This window comes from Streptomyces sp. NPDC028907 (assembly GCF_055564995.1).
This window is the reverse complement of the sequence record NZ_JBVHVE010000003.1, coordinates 746,025-761,022: the sequence shown is the minus strand read 5'-3', so window position 1 is coordinate 761,022 and position 14,998 is coordinate 746,025. Positions and strand designations below refer to the sequence as shown.

The 14,998-nt window shown below is 67.0% G+C and carries 13 protein-coding genes and 1 pseudogene; 6 read left to right on the top strand and 8 right to left on the bottom strand.

Translation table 11 applies throughout. The features are described 5' to 3' along the window. Both ACZ4UU_RS12715 and ACZ4UU_RS12710 read left to right on the top strand, forming a co-directional pair. Nucleotides 1–128: pseudogene (locus ACZ4UU_RS12715) on the top strand (MarR family transcriptional regulator); the annotation flags it as partial. Nucleotides 129–137: 9 nt separating this feature from the next. After that, on the top strand, nt 138–590 hold the full coding sequence (locus ACZ4UU_RS12710; RefSeq protein ID WP_468039150.1) for a GNAT family N-acetyltransferase: 453 nt from the start codon (nt 138–140) through the stop codon (nt 588–590). 45 nt (nt 591–635) lie between these two features. Here the strand turns inward: ACZ4UU_RS12710 and ACZ4UU_RS12705 are convergent, their stop codons facing one another. Then, nucleotides 636–2,027 carry a serine hydrolase domain-containing protein gene (locus ACZ4UU_RS12705; protein WP_468039148.1) on the bottom strand — a complete coding sequence of 464 codons (1,392 nt, stop codon included), beginning with the start codon at nt 2,025–2,027 and terminating at the stop codon, nt 636–638. Nucleotides 2,028–2,101: 74 nt separating this feature from the next. Then, the gene (gene dnaB, locus ACZ4UU_RS12700) at nt 2,102–3,580 is read right to left on the bottom strand and encodes a replicative DNA helicase (protein ID WP_391411243.1); all 1,479 of its coding nucleotides are present in this window, start codon (nt 3,578–3,580) and stop codon (nt 2,102–2,104) included. A 459-nt stretch (nt 3,581–4,039) separates the two neighbouring features. Between dnaB and ACZ4UU_RS12695 the strand changes: the two genes are divergently transcribed. Beyond that, nucleotides 4,040–5,377: an MATE family efflux transporter gene (locus ACZ4UU_RS12695; protein WP_468039146.1), complete on the top strand. Its 1,338-nt coding sequence runs from the start codon at nt 4,040–4,042 to the stop codon at nt 5,375–5,377. 163 nt (nt 5,378–5,540) lie between these two features. Here ACZ4UU_RS12695 and rplI read toward each other — a convergent pair whose 3' ends face one another. The 4 genes from rplI to rpsF form a co-directional block, all read right to left on the bottom strand. Beyond that, nucleotides 5,541–5,987, bottom strand: a complete 447-nt coding sequence (gene rplI / locus ACZ4UU_RS12690) for a 50S ribosomal protein L9 (protein WP_019760035.1) — start codon at nt 5,985–5,987, stop codon at nt 5,541–5,543. Nucleotides 5,988–6,005: 18 nt separating this feature from the next. After that, nucleotides 6,006–6,242 (bottom strand): 30S ribosomal protein S18, encoded by a 237-nt coding sequence (gene rpsR, locus ACZ4UU_RS12685; RefSeq protein WP_003949403.1) that lies wholly within the window; start codon nt 6,240–6,242, stop codon nt 6,006–6,008. An 83-nt stretch (nt 6,243–6,325) separates the two neighbouring features. Beyond that, complete coding sequence (locus tag ACZ4UU_RS12680; protein ID WP_468039144.1) at nt 6,326–6,925, bottom strand: single-stranded DNA-binding protein; 600 nt, start codon at nt 6,923–6,925, stop codon at nt 6,326–6,328. A gap of 81 nt (nt 6,926–7,006) precedes the next feature. Beyond that, a complete protein-coding gene (rpsF, locus tag ACZ4UU_RS12675) occupies nt 7,007–7,297 on the bottom strand; it encodes a 30S ribosomal protein S6 (protein ID WP_005482942.1) in 291 nt (96 codons plus the stop codon). 264 nt (nt 7,298–7,561) lie between these two features. Here rpsF and ACZ4UU_RS12670 point away from each other — a divergent pair, with 264 nt between their 5' ends. The 3 genes from ACZ4UU_RS12670 (at nt 7,562) to ACZ4UU_RS12660 (ending at nt 10,339) form a co-directional block, all read left to right on the top strand. Continuing rightward, nucleotides 7,562–7,873 carry a hypothetical protein gene (locus ACZ4UU_RS12670; RefSeq protein ID WP_383830300.1) on the top strand — a complete coding sequence of 104 codons (312 nt, stop codon included), beginning with the start codon at nt 7,562–7,564 and terminating at the stop codon, nt 7,871–7,873. A 217-nt stretch (nt 7,874–8,090) separates the two neighbouring features. Next, nucleotides 8,091–9,209: a peptidoglycan bridge formation glycyltransferase FemX gene (gene femX / locus ACZ4UU_RS12665; RefSeq protein WP_062721159.1), complete on the top strand. Its 1,119-nt coding sequence runs from the start codon at nt 8,091–8,093 to the stop codon at nt 9,207–9,209. Between the two features lie 98 nt (nt 9,210–9,307). Further along, nucleotides 9,308–10,339, top strand: coding sequence for an alanine racemase (locus ACZ4UU_RS12660; RefSeq protein ID WP_062721160.1), 1,032 nt, complete (start codon nt 9,308–9,310; stop codon nt 10,337–10,339). 94 nt (nt 10,340–10,433) lie between these two features. On the opposite strand, the gene ACZ4UU_RS12655 is transcribed toward ACZ4UU_RS12660, so the two are convergent. Further along, complete coding sequence (locus tag ACZ4UU_RS12655; RefSeq protein WP_468039142.1) at nt 10,434–11,945, bottom strand: glycosyltransferase family 87 protein; 1,512 nt, start codon at nt 11,943–11,945, stop codon at nt 10,434–10,436. A gap of 189 nt (nt 11,946–12,134) precedes the next feature. Then, nucleotides 12,135–14,765, bottom strand: coding sequence for a transglycosylase domain-containing protein (locus tag ACZ4UU_RS12650; RefSeq protein ID WP_468039140.1), 2,631 nt, complete (start codon nt 14,763–14,765; stop codon nt 12,135–12,137). Between the last annotated feature and the right edge of the window lie 233 nt (nt 14,766–14,998).

The window sequence follows — 14,998 nt, the reverse complement described above, 5'->3', positions numbered from 1 at the left end:
TCCGCCTCCTGCAAGAAGCCCGCCCGACCAACGACAAAGCCCTGCGCGAGGCCCTCGACCAGGCCGCGCAGAACCCCGAACTCGCCCCCCTGGTCCGCGTCGTGGAGTCCCTCCCGGCCCCTGCGTAGGGTGCGGACATGGGAGATCTTGAGATACGGGCCGCTGTCGCCAATGACATCCCCTCAATCGTCGAAATGCTCGCTGACGATCCGCTGGGCGCCCAGCGCGAGTCACCGGACGACCTGGCGCCCTACCTCGCCGCACTGGAGCGGCTCAGCAGCGACCCGAACCAGCACCTGGTTGTCGCCGTGCGCGAGGGCCGTGTCGTCGGCACGCTCCAGCTCACGGTCATTCCCGGGCTGTCCCGCAAAGGTGCGACCCGCTCCATCATCGAAGGCGTACGCATCCATGCCGATGAGCGCGGCAACGGTCTGGGGACACAGCTCATCGAGTGGGCTGTCGCTGAATCCCGGCGTCAGAACTGCCAGTTGGTGCAGTTGACCTCCGACAACTCCCGTATCGACGCCCACCGCTTCTACGAGCGTCTCGGCTTCACGGCCTCGCATGTGGGATTCAAGCTGCAGCTGTGACACGGTGGTGCGGTGTTTCACGTGAAACACCGCACCACCAGGCCGTCAGAGCACGCCGCTCCCCCGCCACCCGTCCGGATCCACTCCACCCGGCACCGCAGCCCCCTCGTCGTACGGCTGACGCGTGAAGACGAACGACCCGAGGTCCAGATGGTCCACGGTGCCGTCCGGGCGTCGTACGGGCTTCAGGAGCTCGCCGGCGTAGTAGCCCTCCAGACCCGTCCACGTGCCGTCGCCATTGGCGCGGAACCGTGAGCGGCGGCCCTTTCCTGACAGCGGCTCCAACGAAGCCAGACCGTCGGCGGTCAGTCGCAGGGCGACGGCGTTGGTCCCCCAGTACCACTGCCCCGCCAACTCCAGTTGCGCCGCGTCGACTTCATGCATCGGCCGCCAGGGCTCCGGGATCCGCGGCTCGGCCTCCGTGACGATCCGGACGAGGTCGGCCGCGACGAGGGAGACCCGTGGCCCGGAAGTGCAATTGGCCAGCACCACGGCGGCCACGTCGTCCTCCACGCTGATCATCAAGCTCGCCAGGAAGCCCGGCAACGATCCACCGTGCCCCACAAGGAGCCGACCGTCCCTGTGCTGGATCTGCATACCGAGCCCGTAGGCCGCACCGTCCGCCACGTCAGCCGCCTCGGGCGGCGCTGCCGGTGTCCGCATCTCCCGTACGGACCGGGCGCTGAGCACGCGGTCGTCGCCACGGGCCAGAAAGACGGCGAACCGCGCCAGGTCGGCGGTCGTCGACCACAGCTGGCCGGCCGGCGCCATCCGGCCCAGGTCCTCGCTTGGCTCGGGAAGCATCGCATCGACCCAGGGATGCACGGCCCAGCCGCCCGCGTGCGGAGCTTGCGGACGTGTACTCGTGCGGTTCAGGTCCAGCGGTTCGAGCACTTCTCGCCGGAGTACGTCCTCCCAGGCCGCGCCCCTCAGCTTCTCGACCAGTGCACCAAGCAGCGTGTAACCGGGGTTCGAGTAGTGGAACCGGCGGCCTGAGGGATGCAGGAAAGGCTGCTCGCCCACCACGTCGGACAACTCCGGCCGCAACGATCCGGGGGTCCGCTCCCACCAGGGTCCCGGCGACTCGGCAGCCAACCCGGCAGTATGCGCGAGCAGTTCGGCGATGGTCGCCTCCCCCGCACCGGTGCCCGGCAGATGTTTCTCCAACGGGTCACCGAGGTCGAGCAGTCCCTCGTCGCGCAGACGCAGGACGAGAACGGCAGTGAAGGTCTTGGTGATCGAGCCGATGCGGTACTGCACGCTCTCGTCCGGCCCATGCCCGTCCACAGAGGTACGCGAGCCATGCCACACAGCCCTGCCGTCCCGTACCACCGCGGCGACCAGGGAGGGCGCACGGCCTTCGGCCTGGGCCACGGCGATGCGGTGCAGAAGCGCCCGGCGCGTGCTGGGCAGCAGTTCTTCCTGAGATGTCGTCATGCCCACAGTCCATCCCGGTGGGCAGTCGGCAGTCGAGCGCATATCCCCGAAAGGGGGTGGATCCGGGTCTGGGATCAGGTCTGCGCCATGTCGACGAAACGCGAGTAGTGGCCCTGGAAGGCGACCGTGATCGTCGCCGTAGGACCGTTACGGTGCTTGCCCACGATGATGTCCGCCTCACCCGCGCGCGGCGACTCCTTCTCGTAGGCGTCCTCACGGTGCAGCAGGATCACCATGTCGGCGTCCTGCTCGATGGAGCCGGACTCACGCAGGTCGGACACCATCGGCTTCTTGTCCGTACGCTGCTCGGGACCACGGTTGAGCTGCGAGAGCGCGATCACCGGGACCTCCAGCTCCTTGGCCAGCAGCTTGAGGTTACGGGACATGTCCGAGACCTCCTGCTGACGGCTCTCGGAACGCTTCGACCCACCGGCCTGCATCAGCTGCAGATAGTCGATGATCACTAGCTTGATGTCATTGCGCTGCTTCAGCCGACGGCACTTCGCACGGATCTCCATCATCGACAGGTTCGGGGAGTCGTCGATGTAGAGCGGCGCCGCCGACACCTCGGGCATACGGCGCGCCAGGCGGGTCCAGTCCTCGTCCGTCATGGTTCCGGAACGCATGTGGTGCAGGGCCACGCGCGCCTCGGCCGACAGCAGACGCATCGCGATCTCGTTGCGCCCCATTTCGAGGGAGAAGATGACGCTGGCCAGGTTGTGCTTGATGGACGCCGCCCGCGCGAAGTCCAGGGCGAGCGTGGACTTACCCATGGCGGGACGGGCTGCGATGACGATCATCTGGCCCGGATGCAGTCCGTTGGTGAGCGAGTCGAGGTCCGTGAACCCGGTGGGCACACCGGTCATCTCGCCGGAGCGCGAGCCGATCGCCTCGATCTCGTCGAGTGCGCCCTCCATGATGTCGCCGAGCGGGAGGTAGTCCTCACTGGTGCGCTGCTCGGTGACCGCGTACACCTCGGCCTGAGCGCGGTTGACGATCTCGTCGACGTCGTCGTCGGCCGCGTATCCCATCTGCGTGATGCGGGTGCCGGCCTCGACGAGGCGGCGCAGGACAGCCCGCTCGTGGACGATCTCCGCGTAGTACTCGGCGTTCGCCGCCGTCGGCACCGTCTGGACGAGCGTGTGGAGATAGGCGGCGCCGCCGACCTTGTTGATCTCGCCGCGCTTGGTGAGTTCGGCGGCGATGGTGATGGGGTCGGCCGGCTCACCCTTGGCATAGACGTCGAGGATCGCCTGGAAGATCGTCTCGTGCGCGGGCTTGTAGAAGTCATGGCCCTTGATGACCTCGACGACATCGGCGATGGCGTCCTTGGACAGCAGCATGCCGCCGAGAACGGACTGCTCGGCGTCGAGGTCCTGCGGCGGCACCCGCTCGAAGGCCGAACCCCCGCCGTCCCACTGACCGTTGTCCCGGCCACGATCGTGCTGCTCGTCGCGTCCACGGCCGCCGTCACCACGTCGGCGGGAGGCGGGTAGACGATCGCTGGGACCGCTGTCGGCCCAGGGGTCGTCCAAGGGCTCGGAAATACTCACCGAGCCACCTCCTCCCGTCCGCCGAGCGGACCTCGCCGTGCCCCTCAGTTCTACGGCACGCCACTGACAAATGAGAGGCCCAACTCCGGTCCTGGCACGTCGGTTTTGTGACGGTTTCCCGGTCGACGGACGGAGTGGGCGCCGGACCACGGTAGGCCTGTCGGCACCGTCAGCCAATCTGGTTATCCACAGGCCATGTGGACGACGGCCTCGATGCTGTGGAGAACTCCACAAAACCTGTGCACGACACGGTGGACAGCCCTGTGAACAAGCCCCCAGAGATTCCCACACAATGCGCCTGACCTGCTGCTTTACCGTCCACCGGCTGTGCAGAAGAAAAACTTTCCCGGTCGGACCAAGATCTCCTCGAACGGTGCGCGCGAGCACACACAGCAAGAGAGGCAGTAAGGGTCATAACTCAGTTGCATCTCTTACCTGTGGACGATTAGATTGGTGGCCATGACACAGGCTCCCGCGACGCCCAAGGCCGCCCGGCGAAAGCACGACCGAGAGATCGTCGCCCTGGCCGTTCCGGCCTTCGGCGCACTCGTCGCCGAGCCCCTGTTCGTCATGGCCGACAGCGCGATCGTCGGCCATCTCGGCACAGCACAACTCGCCGGACTAGGGATCGCCTCAGCCCTCCTCATGACAGCCGTCAGTGTGTTCGTCTTCCTCGCCTACGCCACCACAGCGGCCGTTGCCCGTCGTGTAGGCGCCGGGGATCTCCAGGCCGCCATCCGTCAGGGCATGGACGGCATCTGGCTGGCCCTCCTTCTAGGCGCCGGCGTCGTCGCGGTGGTCCTGCCCACGGCACCGTTCCTCGTTGAACTCTTCGGCGCCTCGGACACGGCGGCCCCGTATGCAACCACCTATCTACGGATCTCCGCCCTCGGTATCCCGGCCATGCTCGTCGTACTGGCTGCCACCGGCGTCCTGCGTGGGCTACAGGACACCAGGACTCCCCTCTATGTCGCCGGAGCGGGGTTCGTCGCCAATGCCGTCCTCAACGTGGGCCTTGTCTATGGCGCCGGCTTCGGCATCGCCGGATCCGCCTGGGGCACCGTCATCGCCCAGTGCGGCATGGCCGCCGTATACCTCGTGGTTGTCGTCCGCGGCGCCCGCGAGCACGGTGCCTCCCTACGCCCCGACGCCGCAGGCATAAGGGCCTGTGCACAGGCCGGCGTGCCCCTGCTGGTCCGCACCCTCTCGCTGCGGGCGATCCTGATGATTGCCACAGCCGTGGCGGCCCGCCTCGGAGACGCCGACATCGCCGCACACCAGATCATCTTGTCGTTGTGGAGCCTGCTCGCCTTCGCCTTGGACGCCATCGCCATCGCCGGACAGGCCATCATCGGCCGGTATCTCGGTGCCGGCGACGCCGCGGGCGCCCGAGATGCCTGCCGCCGCATGGTGCAGTGGGGAATCGCAGCCGGCGTCGTACTCGGACTGCTCGTGGTGATCACTCGGCCCCTCTTCCTGCCGTTGTTCACCAGTGACACGGTCGTCCAGGATGCAGCCTTGCCTGCCCTGCTCATGGTGGCGCTCTCCCAACCGATCTGCGGGATCGTCTTCATCCTGGACGGCGTCCTCATGGGAGCAGGCGACGGGCCTTACCTCGCCTGGGCCATGGTGCTCACTCTGGCTGTGTTCATTCCGGTGGCTCTGCTTGTCCCAGTGATCGGCGGCGGCCTCACCGCAGTGTGGGCAGCCATGACGTTGATGATGACGGTGCGCATGCTGACGCTATGGCTGCGCACCCGCTCGGGCCGCTGGATCGTCACGGGGGCGACGCGCTGAATGTTTCACGTGAAACACGCTGTTTCACGTGAAACGGACTTGCCGCGATGGGCACCACACCGGGAAACCATCTACACCAGCAGGACGCTGGCCGCACAGAGGAGGGGCCGTACCCCCAACGGGTACGGCCCCTCCTCTCAGCTGTTCAAGCCGAGCGCGGCGATCAGGCCGCGATGACCTCGATGTTGACCTTGGCGGCAACCTCGGGGTGCAGACGCACGGACGTCTCGTGGGCGCCCAGCGTCTTGATCGGCGCACCGAGCTCGATGCGGCGCTTGTCGACCTCGGGACCACCGGCGGCCTTGATCGCGGAAGCGATGTCGGCCGGGGTGACGGAACCGAAGAGACGACCGGCGTCGCCGGAGCGGACGGCCAGACGGACCTTGACCGCCTCAAGCTGGCCCTTGATCTGGTTGGCCTGCTCGATGGTCTGGATCTCGTGGATCTTGCGAGCACGACGGATCTGCTCGACGTCCTTCTCGCCACCCTTGGTCCAGCGGATAGCGAACTTCCGCGGGATCAGGTAGTTGCGAGCGTAACCGTCCTTGACGTCGACGACGTCGCCCGCGGCACCGAGGCCGGAGACCTCGTGGGTGAGGATGATCTTCATGTTTCGGTCACCCTTCCCTTATCGCGCGGTGGAGGTGTAGGGCAGCAGCGCCATCTCACGGCTGTTCTTGACGGCCGTGGCGACGTCACGCTGGTGCTGCGTGCAGTTGCCGGTCACGCGGCGGGCACGGATCTTGCCGCGGTCGGAAATGAACTTCCGCAGCATGTTCGTGTCCTTGTAGTCCACGTACGTGACCTTGTCCTTGCAGAAAGCGCAGACCTTCTTCTTCGGCTTGCGCACAGGCGGCTTCGCCATGGTGATTCTCCTGTGTGATCAAGAAGTGTGGGTACGACCCGCCCTTTTGACCCGGACCGGCCCTGAGGGCCGGGCCCGAGGGCCTAGAAGGGGGGCTCGTCCGAGTAGCCGCCGCCCTGGCCGCCGCCGGAGTTTCCACCCCAGCCACCGCCACCGCCACTGCCGCCGCCCTGCTGGCCACCGGCGGGAGCGCCGGTTGCCCACGGGTCGTCGGCGGGAGCACCGCCGCCTTGCTGGCCGCCACCGGGGCCACCGCCCCAGCCGCCGCCACCCTGGCCGCCACCGCCGCTGTAACCGCCCTGGCCACCGCGGGCCCCACCGGAGGTCTTGGTGACCTTCGCTGTGGCGTTCCGCAGGCTGGCGCCGACTTCCTCGACGTCCAGCTCGTAGACCGTGCGCTTGACGCCCTCACGGTCCTCGTAGGACCGCTGCTTCAGCCGGCCCTGCACGATGACGCGCATGCCTCGCTGGAGCGACTCGGCGACGTTCTCCGCCGCCTGACGCCAGACCGAGCAGGTCAGGAACAGGCTCTCGCCGTCCTTCCACTCGTTCGTCTGGCGGTCGAAGGTGCGGGGGGTGGACGCGACACGGAACTTCGCGACCGCCGCACCGGACGGGGTGAAGCGCAGCTCGGGGTCGTCGACAAGATTGCCGACGACCGTGATGACGGTCTCGCCTGCCATGGGGGAACCTCTCGGCGGGTTTGCTGCTCTGGCTGCTTGGTTGCTGCTACTCGAATCCCGAGTTCAGCTGAGCGGGAGAGCTCAGTGGGTCTCGGGGCGGAGGACCTTGGTCCGGAGGACCGACTCGTTCAGGTTCATCTGGCGGTCGAGCTCCTTGACGACCGCAGGCTCGGCCTGCAGGTCGATGACCGAGTAGATGCCCTCAGGCTTCTTCTTGATCTCGTACGAGAGACGACGACGGCCCCAGGTGTCGACCTTCTCGACCTTCCCGTTGCCCTCACGGACGACGGAGAGGAAGTTCTCGATCAGGGGGGCGACAGCGCGCTCCTCCAGATCGGGGTCGAGGATGACCATCACCTCGTAGTGACGCATGTGGAACCCACCTCCTTTGGACTCAGCGGCCACGGTCGTTCCGTGGCAGGAGGGTTGTGATGCGTACGCAACGGTATCGGCCGCCACTGACAATCGGGGGTGACCTGACGGTTGCCCCGAGCTGGCCCGGGCAGACACCGGTGCAGACGCTACACAGTACCCGCACACCGGCTTCCGGTTGAAATCCGGCCGCCGACGCCCACAATCTGTACACATCGGGTGTGTATGGCGCTACGATGCGCCGCCTTCCGCAGGAGGTGCCCTATGGCACAGGCATTGCGACCCAACACCGTCGGAGGCCTTTTCGCCACGGACGGAAAGCCCCACCCTCTCCAGGACACCCTGCTCGCGGTGACCCTGGTGCTGGGCATCACGGCCTTCGTCACGGCGATGTTCCACAACCTGCACCTGCTCAGCTCCTGGACCGGCCTGGTGGGGATCCTCACCGGCGCGTACGGACAGTGGATCTCGGAGACCACCCGCGAGCGCTTCGGACTGATCATCGGTCTCGGCGCCTCGGCGGTCGGCTTCTTCCTCGGCATGGCGCACGGCGGGCTCTTCGGCGGGGTCTTCTGACGCCAGGGACACTGTCCTCTCCACACCGGTCACGGAGGCTGGCCTCCGAACACCGGTAGAACACCGCATAGCGCACCTTCGAACGCCTCGGCGGCCACCAGGCCGGGGCGAAGCTTCCGTACGCCCAGTCGGGGCGCTCGCAAGGCGCAGTAGGCTTCGGCGCGAGAGCCGGAGCCCCTGTACCCATGGGGACACCCCAGCCCGAGGAGCGCCCCGAATGAGCCTGACCCTGAGGACGATCAGTCGCGAGCAGCATCTGGCATACATCCAGAGCCTGCCGTCGGCGAGCCACATGCAGGTCCCGGCCTGGGCTGACGTCAAGGCTGAGTGGCGCTCGGAGAGCCTCGGTTGGTTCGACAAGAGCGGCGAACTCGTCGGTGCCGGCCTCGTCCTCTACCGGCAGCTGCCCAAGATCAAGCGCTACCTCGCCTATCTGCCCGAGGGCCCGGTCATCAACTGGTTCGCGCCGAATCTGACGGAGTGGCTGGAACCGATGCTGGCGCACCTGAAGCAGCAGGGCGCCTTCTCCGTGAAGATGGGCCCGCCGGTGATCATCCGGCGCTGGGAGGCGGGCTCCATCAAGCAGGGCATCCAGAACCCGGACGTGAAGCGGCTGCGTGACATCGAGGCCGACTTCATCGAGCCGCGCGCCTTCGAGGTCGCCGACAAGCTGCGCCGTATGGGCTGGCAGCAGGGCGAGGACGGCGGGGCCGGCTTCGGCGACGTCCAGCCCCGCTACGTCTACCAGGTGCCGCTGGCCAACCGGTCCCTGGAAGAGGTCCACAAGAACTTCAACCAGCTGTGGCGACGCAACATCAAGAAGGCCGAGAAGGCCGGCGTCGAGGTCGTCCAGGGCGGTTACCAGGACCTTGAGGAGTGGCAGCGGCTGTACGAGATCACGGCTGTGCGCGACCATTTCCGGCCGCGTCCGCTGTCGTACTTCCAGCGCATGTGGACGGCCCTCAACACCGAGGACCCCAACCGCATGCGGCTTTACTTCGCCCGGCACAACGGTGTGAACCTTTCGGCGGCGACGATGCTGATCGTCGGCGGGCACGTCTGGTACTCCTACGGCGCCTCCGACAACATCGGCCGTGAGGTCCGGCCCTCGAACGCGATGCAGTGGCGGATGCTGCGCGACGCCTACGCGCTCGGCGCCACCGTCTACGACCTGCGCGGCATCTCCGACTCGCTGGACGAGACCGACCACCTCTTCGGCCTGATCCAGTTCAAGGTGGGCACGGGCGGCCAGGCCGCCGAATACCTCGGTGAGTGGGACTTCCCGCTGAACAAGCTGCTCCACAAGGCGCTCGACATCTACATGTCGCGTCGCTGACCTCGCGGTCTCTCCTTCGATACCGTCAACCGCTGCACCGTCGATAGCTTCCATACCTCTGATACACCGCAGCCACGAGAAAGGTTCCAGGTCCGGCCATGGCGCTCACGCTCTACGTCGACACCGCGCGCTGGCGGGCGCACCACAAGCACGTGCAGGAGCAGTTCCCGGGACTCGTCCCGGTCTGCAAGGGCAACGGCTACGGGTTCGGGCACGAGCGGCTGGCGGAAGAGGCCACGCGCCTGGGTTCCGACGTACTCGCCGTCGGAACCACGTACGAGGCCGCGCGCATCAAGGACTGGTTCGGTGGTGACCTGCTGGTACTGACGCCGTACCGGCGCGGCGAGGAGCCGGTACCGCTGCCCGACCGGGTCATCCGCTCGGTGTCGTCCGTGGACGGCGTGTACGGCCTCGTGGGCGCCCGTGTGGTCATCGAGGTGATGTCCTCGATGAAGCGGCACGGCGTGAGCGAGCACGATCTGCCGCAGCTGCACGCCGCCATAGAGAATGTCCGGCTGGAGGGCTTCGCCATCCACCTGCCGCTGGACCGCACCGACGGCTCGGACGCCGTCGAGGAGGTCATCGGCTGGATGGACCGCCTGCGTGCGGCCCGGCTGCCGCTGCACACGATGTTCGTCAGCCACCTCAAGGCCGAGGAACTCGCCCGTCTGCAGCAGCAGTTCCCACAGACCCGCTTCCGGGCCCGCATCGGCACCCGGCTGTGGCTCGGCGACCACGAGGCCACCGAGTACCGCGGCGCGGTCCTGGACGTCACGCGCGTCTCCAAGGGCGACCGCTTCGGCTACCGGCAGCAGAAGACGGCCTCCGACGGCTTCCTGGTGGTCGTGGCGGGCGGTACGTCGCACGGGGTGGGCCTGGAGGCCCCCAAGGCCCTGCACGGCGTCATGCCGCGCGCCAAGGGCGTTGCCCGGGCCGGCCTCGCCACGGTCAACCGGAACCTTTCTCCCTTCGTATGGGGCGGCAAGCAGCGCTGGTTCGCCGAGCCGCCGCACATGCAGGTCTCCATCCTGTTCGTCCCCGCGGACGCCCCCGAGCCGAAGGTCGGCGACGAGCTGGTCGCTCATCTGCGGCACACCACCACGCAGTTCGACCGGATCGTCGACCGCTGAGCGACCGCCTCTCAGGGACGCCGTAACAGCGAAGGGCCGTACACGGAACACCTCCGTGTACGGCCTTTCGCTTGCCACCACCTCGCCTGTTCGCTCAGAGCGAACCGTCGGTCACCTTCCCCGGAGTGCCCCACTCCACATGCGGGCCGTCGAAATGGGCAGCGTGCCGCGGCGGATGGGCCGCGGGCCCGAACACGAACACGTCCTCCGCCCTGTCGAGCACCCCGCCCGAAGGATCATCCTCGCCGGCCCGGCGCACCGGATCGCGCTCCGGCATGAGGATGTCCCGTACGACGACGGCACACAGGTACAGCGTCCCCAGCAGGTGCACGCCGATGGCCCAGTGATAACCGTCGGGCGGCAGTCCCTTGTGCGCGTCCCCACTGGTCGTGTACGCGAGGTACAGCCAGATCCCCAGGAAGTAGGCCACCTCGCACGCCTGCCAGATGAGGAAGTCCCGCCACCTCGGCCGGGCCAACGCGGCCAGCGGCACCAGCCACAGGACGTACTGCGGCGAGTAGACCTTGTTGGTGAGGATGAACGCCGCGACGATCAGGAAGGCCAGCTGGGCGAACCGCGGGCGCCGCGGCGCGGTCAGCGTGAGCGCGGCGATACCGGCACAGCACAGCAGCATCAGCAGCGTGGCCAGCGTGTTGACGGTCTCCGTGCTGAGCGGGTCGGTGGAGTTCTGGGCCATGATCAGCCAGAAGGAGCCGAAGTCGACGCCCCGTTCCTGACTGAACCGGTAGAACTGCGACCACCCGTCCCAGGCGAGCAGCATCACCGGCAGGTTCACGACCAGCCAGGCGACGACAGTGCCGCCGAGCGCCGTCCCGAAGTCCCGCCACTTACCGACGCGCCAGCACAGGACGAGCAGCGGGCCGAGCAGGAAGACCGGGTAGAGCTTCGCGGCCGTGGCGAGCCCGAGCAGGATGCCGAAGGCGAGGGCGCGGCCGCGTGACCACATCAGCATCGCTGCGGCTGTCAGGGCGACGGCCAGCAGGTCCCAGTTAATAGTCGCGGTCAGTGCGAAGGCGGGCGCCAGAGCGACCAGCAGCCCGTCCCAGGGGCGCCGGGTGTGCGTGCGGCTCACACAGACGGCGATGACGGCGGCGCACGCCATCAGCATTCCGGCGTTGACCATCCAGTACCACTGCTCCTGGTGCTGGATGGTGCCGCTCCCGGTCGTGAGCCAGGAGGCGACCTCCATGAACACGCCGGTCAGCACCGGGTACTCGAGGTACTCCATGTCGCCGGGGAGCTTGTCGAAGTACGGCACGAGTCCGTCGGCGAAGCCACGCCCCTGATAGAGGTGCGGGATGTCCGAGTAGCAGGCATGCGTGTACTGCGAGCTGGCGCCGAAGAACCAGGCGCCGTCGTAGCACGGTGCCTTCTGGACCAGGCCGAGGGCGAACATGCCGATCGCCACGAGCGCGATGATCCGCACGGGAGTCCACCAGGACGTCCCGAGCAGGGCACGCCGTCCGATGGGGCCACCGATCAGCTCACTCCCGTGGGCGGCGACCTCGTCCTCCGCGGTCGGCCGCACCGGGTCGGGCTCGTGCACGCTCGTGGGCGTCGTCTCTGCACTGGGCATGGGGCACATCCTGCCGTACCAGTCTGAGAACAGGGCGAGGACGATGGGCCTGCGGCGGTTGAGTGTTTCACGTGAAACCGACGTTTCACGTGAAACAGGCCGTCACGCGATAGGGCTGGAGGCGACAAAGGCCGGTGGCCGGCACCCTGCTGCATGGGCACCGGCCACCGGCCTTCTGTGTCGCCTTCGGCTGTCGATCTAGCCTGACGACCCGCCGAAGATGCCTCCGTTGCCGTTGGCATTACCCCCTGAGTTGTCCGTCTCCGTCTCCGTGGGTGTCGGCGACGTCGTCGTGCCTCCGTCTGTGCCGCCGTTCTGTCCACCGTTGGCGTTGTTGCACTGCCAGTCGAACTCTCCGCAGGTCTCGGTCGGCGTCGGCGACGGCGTCGTGAGCGACTCGGAGGGCGTCGGTGTCGGGCTCGGGCTCTCTTCCTCAGTCTCCGTGGGAGTGGGAATCGCGCTGGGCGTCGGGGTGTCGTTGATGATTTCACCCATGGGCTGGGCCTCGGGGAAGGGCTCAGGCGTGCCGTAGCTCTTCATGGCCTCGACCATGTAGTCCTCCCAGACCTGCGCCGGGATGTCACCACCGTGGATGGACGGCACGCCACCGGTGCCGTTCATGGACAGCAGCTTGCCCTTGTCGGGGTCCGTGCGGAACAGCGTCACAGCCGTGGACAGTTCCCTGGTGTAGCCGACGAACCACGCCGACTTGTTCTCGTCGGTCGTACCCGTCTTGCCGGCCACCGGGAACCCGATGTCCGCGACCTTCTTACCGGTGCCGTTCTTGACGACGTTCTCCAGGACGTCCGTCACGTTGTTGGCGACGTTCGGCTCCATGGCGTCCTGCTCCTCCGGCTTCTCGAACCCAGGGAGCTTCTTGCCGTCCTTGACGACCTCGGTGACGGAGTACGGCTCGAAATGCTTGCCGTCATTGGCGAAGGCTCCGTACGCGTCCGCCATACGGATGGCGCTGGGCGTCGAGGTACCGAGCGAGAAGGACACGTTCTTCATGTTGGCCTTGTCGAAGAAGGCCTCCGAGATACCCAGGTCCTTGGCCATCTCCTGGGTCCTGGACAGGCCGACGTCAATACCCAGCTGCGCGAACGGGCTGTTGATCGACTGCTCCATGGCCTTCCTGAGCGTTACATCGCCCCAGGCCGTTTCGCCCTCGTTCTTCTGGCGGAACGGCTTTCCGTCATTGCCCATGATCGGATCGCCGTTCTGGTCCTTGATCACGAGCAAGTCGTTGCCGTTGTACTTGGTCATCGGCGAGAGCGCCTTGCCGTTGGTCTCGTACGTCCCGTACTTCATCGACGCGGCCAGCACGATGGGCTTCCAGGTCGATCCGACCGGCACACCCAGGGTGTTGGCGTTGTTGGAGTAGTGCCCCTTGTTGTAACCCGCGCCGCCGTACAGCGCGACGATCGCTCCGGTCTTGGGATCGACCGACGCGCCACCGAACTGGACATACTTGTCCTTCTCGCGCTTCTTGGGGTCGAGGAAGCTCTTCTCCGTCTTCTCCACGGCCGCCGCCAGCTCATTGACCTTCTGCTTGTCGAAGGTCGTTTTGATGCGGTAGCCGCCCTTCTCCAGGTCCTCGGGGGACAGGCCCGCCTTCTTGGCGACGTACTCCTTGGCGATGTCGATGAGATAACCGGACTGCCCGGAGAGGTTCGAGGTCTGCTTCTTGAGCGTGGGGAACTTGCCCAACTGGGTGCGCTCGGCCGGAGTCATGCGCTTGACCTCGACCATGCGGTCCAGGATCCACGACCAGCGCTCCTTGGCCCGCTTGGTGTTTGCCTCCTTCGTGGCGTTCGCTCCCACACCGCCGTCGGGGTTGTAGAAGTTCGGGCCCTTCAGTACAGCGGCGAGGAAGGCGCACTGCTCGGTGTTGAGATTCTCGGCGTCCACGCCGAAGTACGCCTGGGCAGCGGCCTGGATTCCGTAGGCGTTGCGGCCGTAGTAGGCCGTGTTGAGGTAGCCGGCAAGGATGTCGTCCTTGGACAGCTTCTGGTTCACCTTGATGGAGATGAACAGTTCCTTGAACTTACGGGTGAGCGTCTGCTCCTGGCTCAGATAGGTGTTCTTCACGAACTGCTGGGTGATGGTCGAACCACCCTGCGTCTCGCCGCCCGTCGCCATGTTGAGGACGGCCCGCGCGATCCCGGCCGGGTCGATGCCCTTGTCGTCGTAGAAGGTGGCGTTCTCGGCGGCGACCACCGCGTCCTTCATCGCGGTGGGGATCTCCCCGTTGCTCACGAGCTGGCGGTTCGTCTGACCGCCGGTCGACGCCATCTGCTTGCCGTTGGACCAGTAGAAGACGTTGTTCTGCGCCAGAGCCGTGTCTTGTTGCTTCGGGATGCCCACCATGGCGTACCCAATGCCCGCAGCAGCGACCAGACCACCCATGAAGGCGAGGAACGTACCCGTGACAAGCCGCCACGACGGCACCCACCGCGCCGCCCCGTACTTGCCCGCGCGCGGATAGTCGATGAACCGCTTCTTGGCGGGCGGGGCCGAACGCCCTCTGCCGCGCCCGGGGCCGCCCGGACCTCCGGGAGCGGCGCGGCGGCCGCCCCGGGCCGGTTCGGCCGCTCTGCGGCGGCTGCCTGCGCCTCTCTGGGCAGCGCGCCGTGCCTCGGCGCGTCCGCCGTACGGACGTTCCTCGCCTTCCGAACCGCTGGGACCCGACCCGTACGAGTCGGAAGGAGATCCGGTGGCGCCTCGCGGTGCCGCTCGGCGGCCGGAGGACGAGCCGGCCTGGCCGCGTCGGGCCGCGGCACGTCCGCCTCCCTGCGGCTGCGGCGGTTTGCGACGGTGCTCGCTCATCGAACGACTACTCCTCGGGCAGGCGCACCCCTGCGCGCCTGACAACGGCGGCTGTTTTCCGGTCCCCCCGAAGTACGGATGCGGTCGGTTCCGCATTCACCCGTACTGCACCAAGGACAACGACGCCCTCAGGCTTCACTCGGTTCCCGGTGCTGTGCATGGCGCACAGACTACGCACCGTCAAAGCCCACCTAGCCCCGAACTTCACCCCAAATCAGGCAACTCGCTCCACA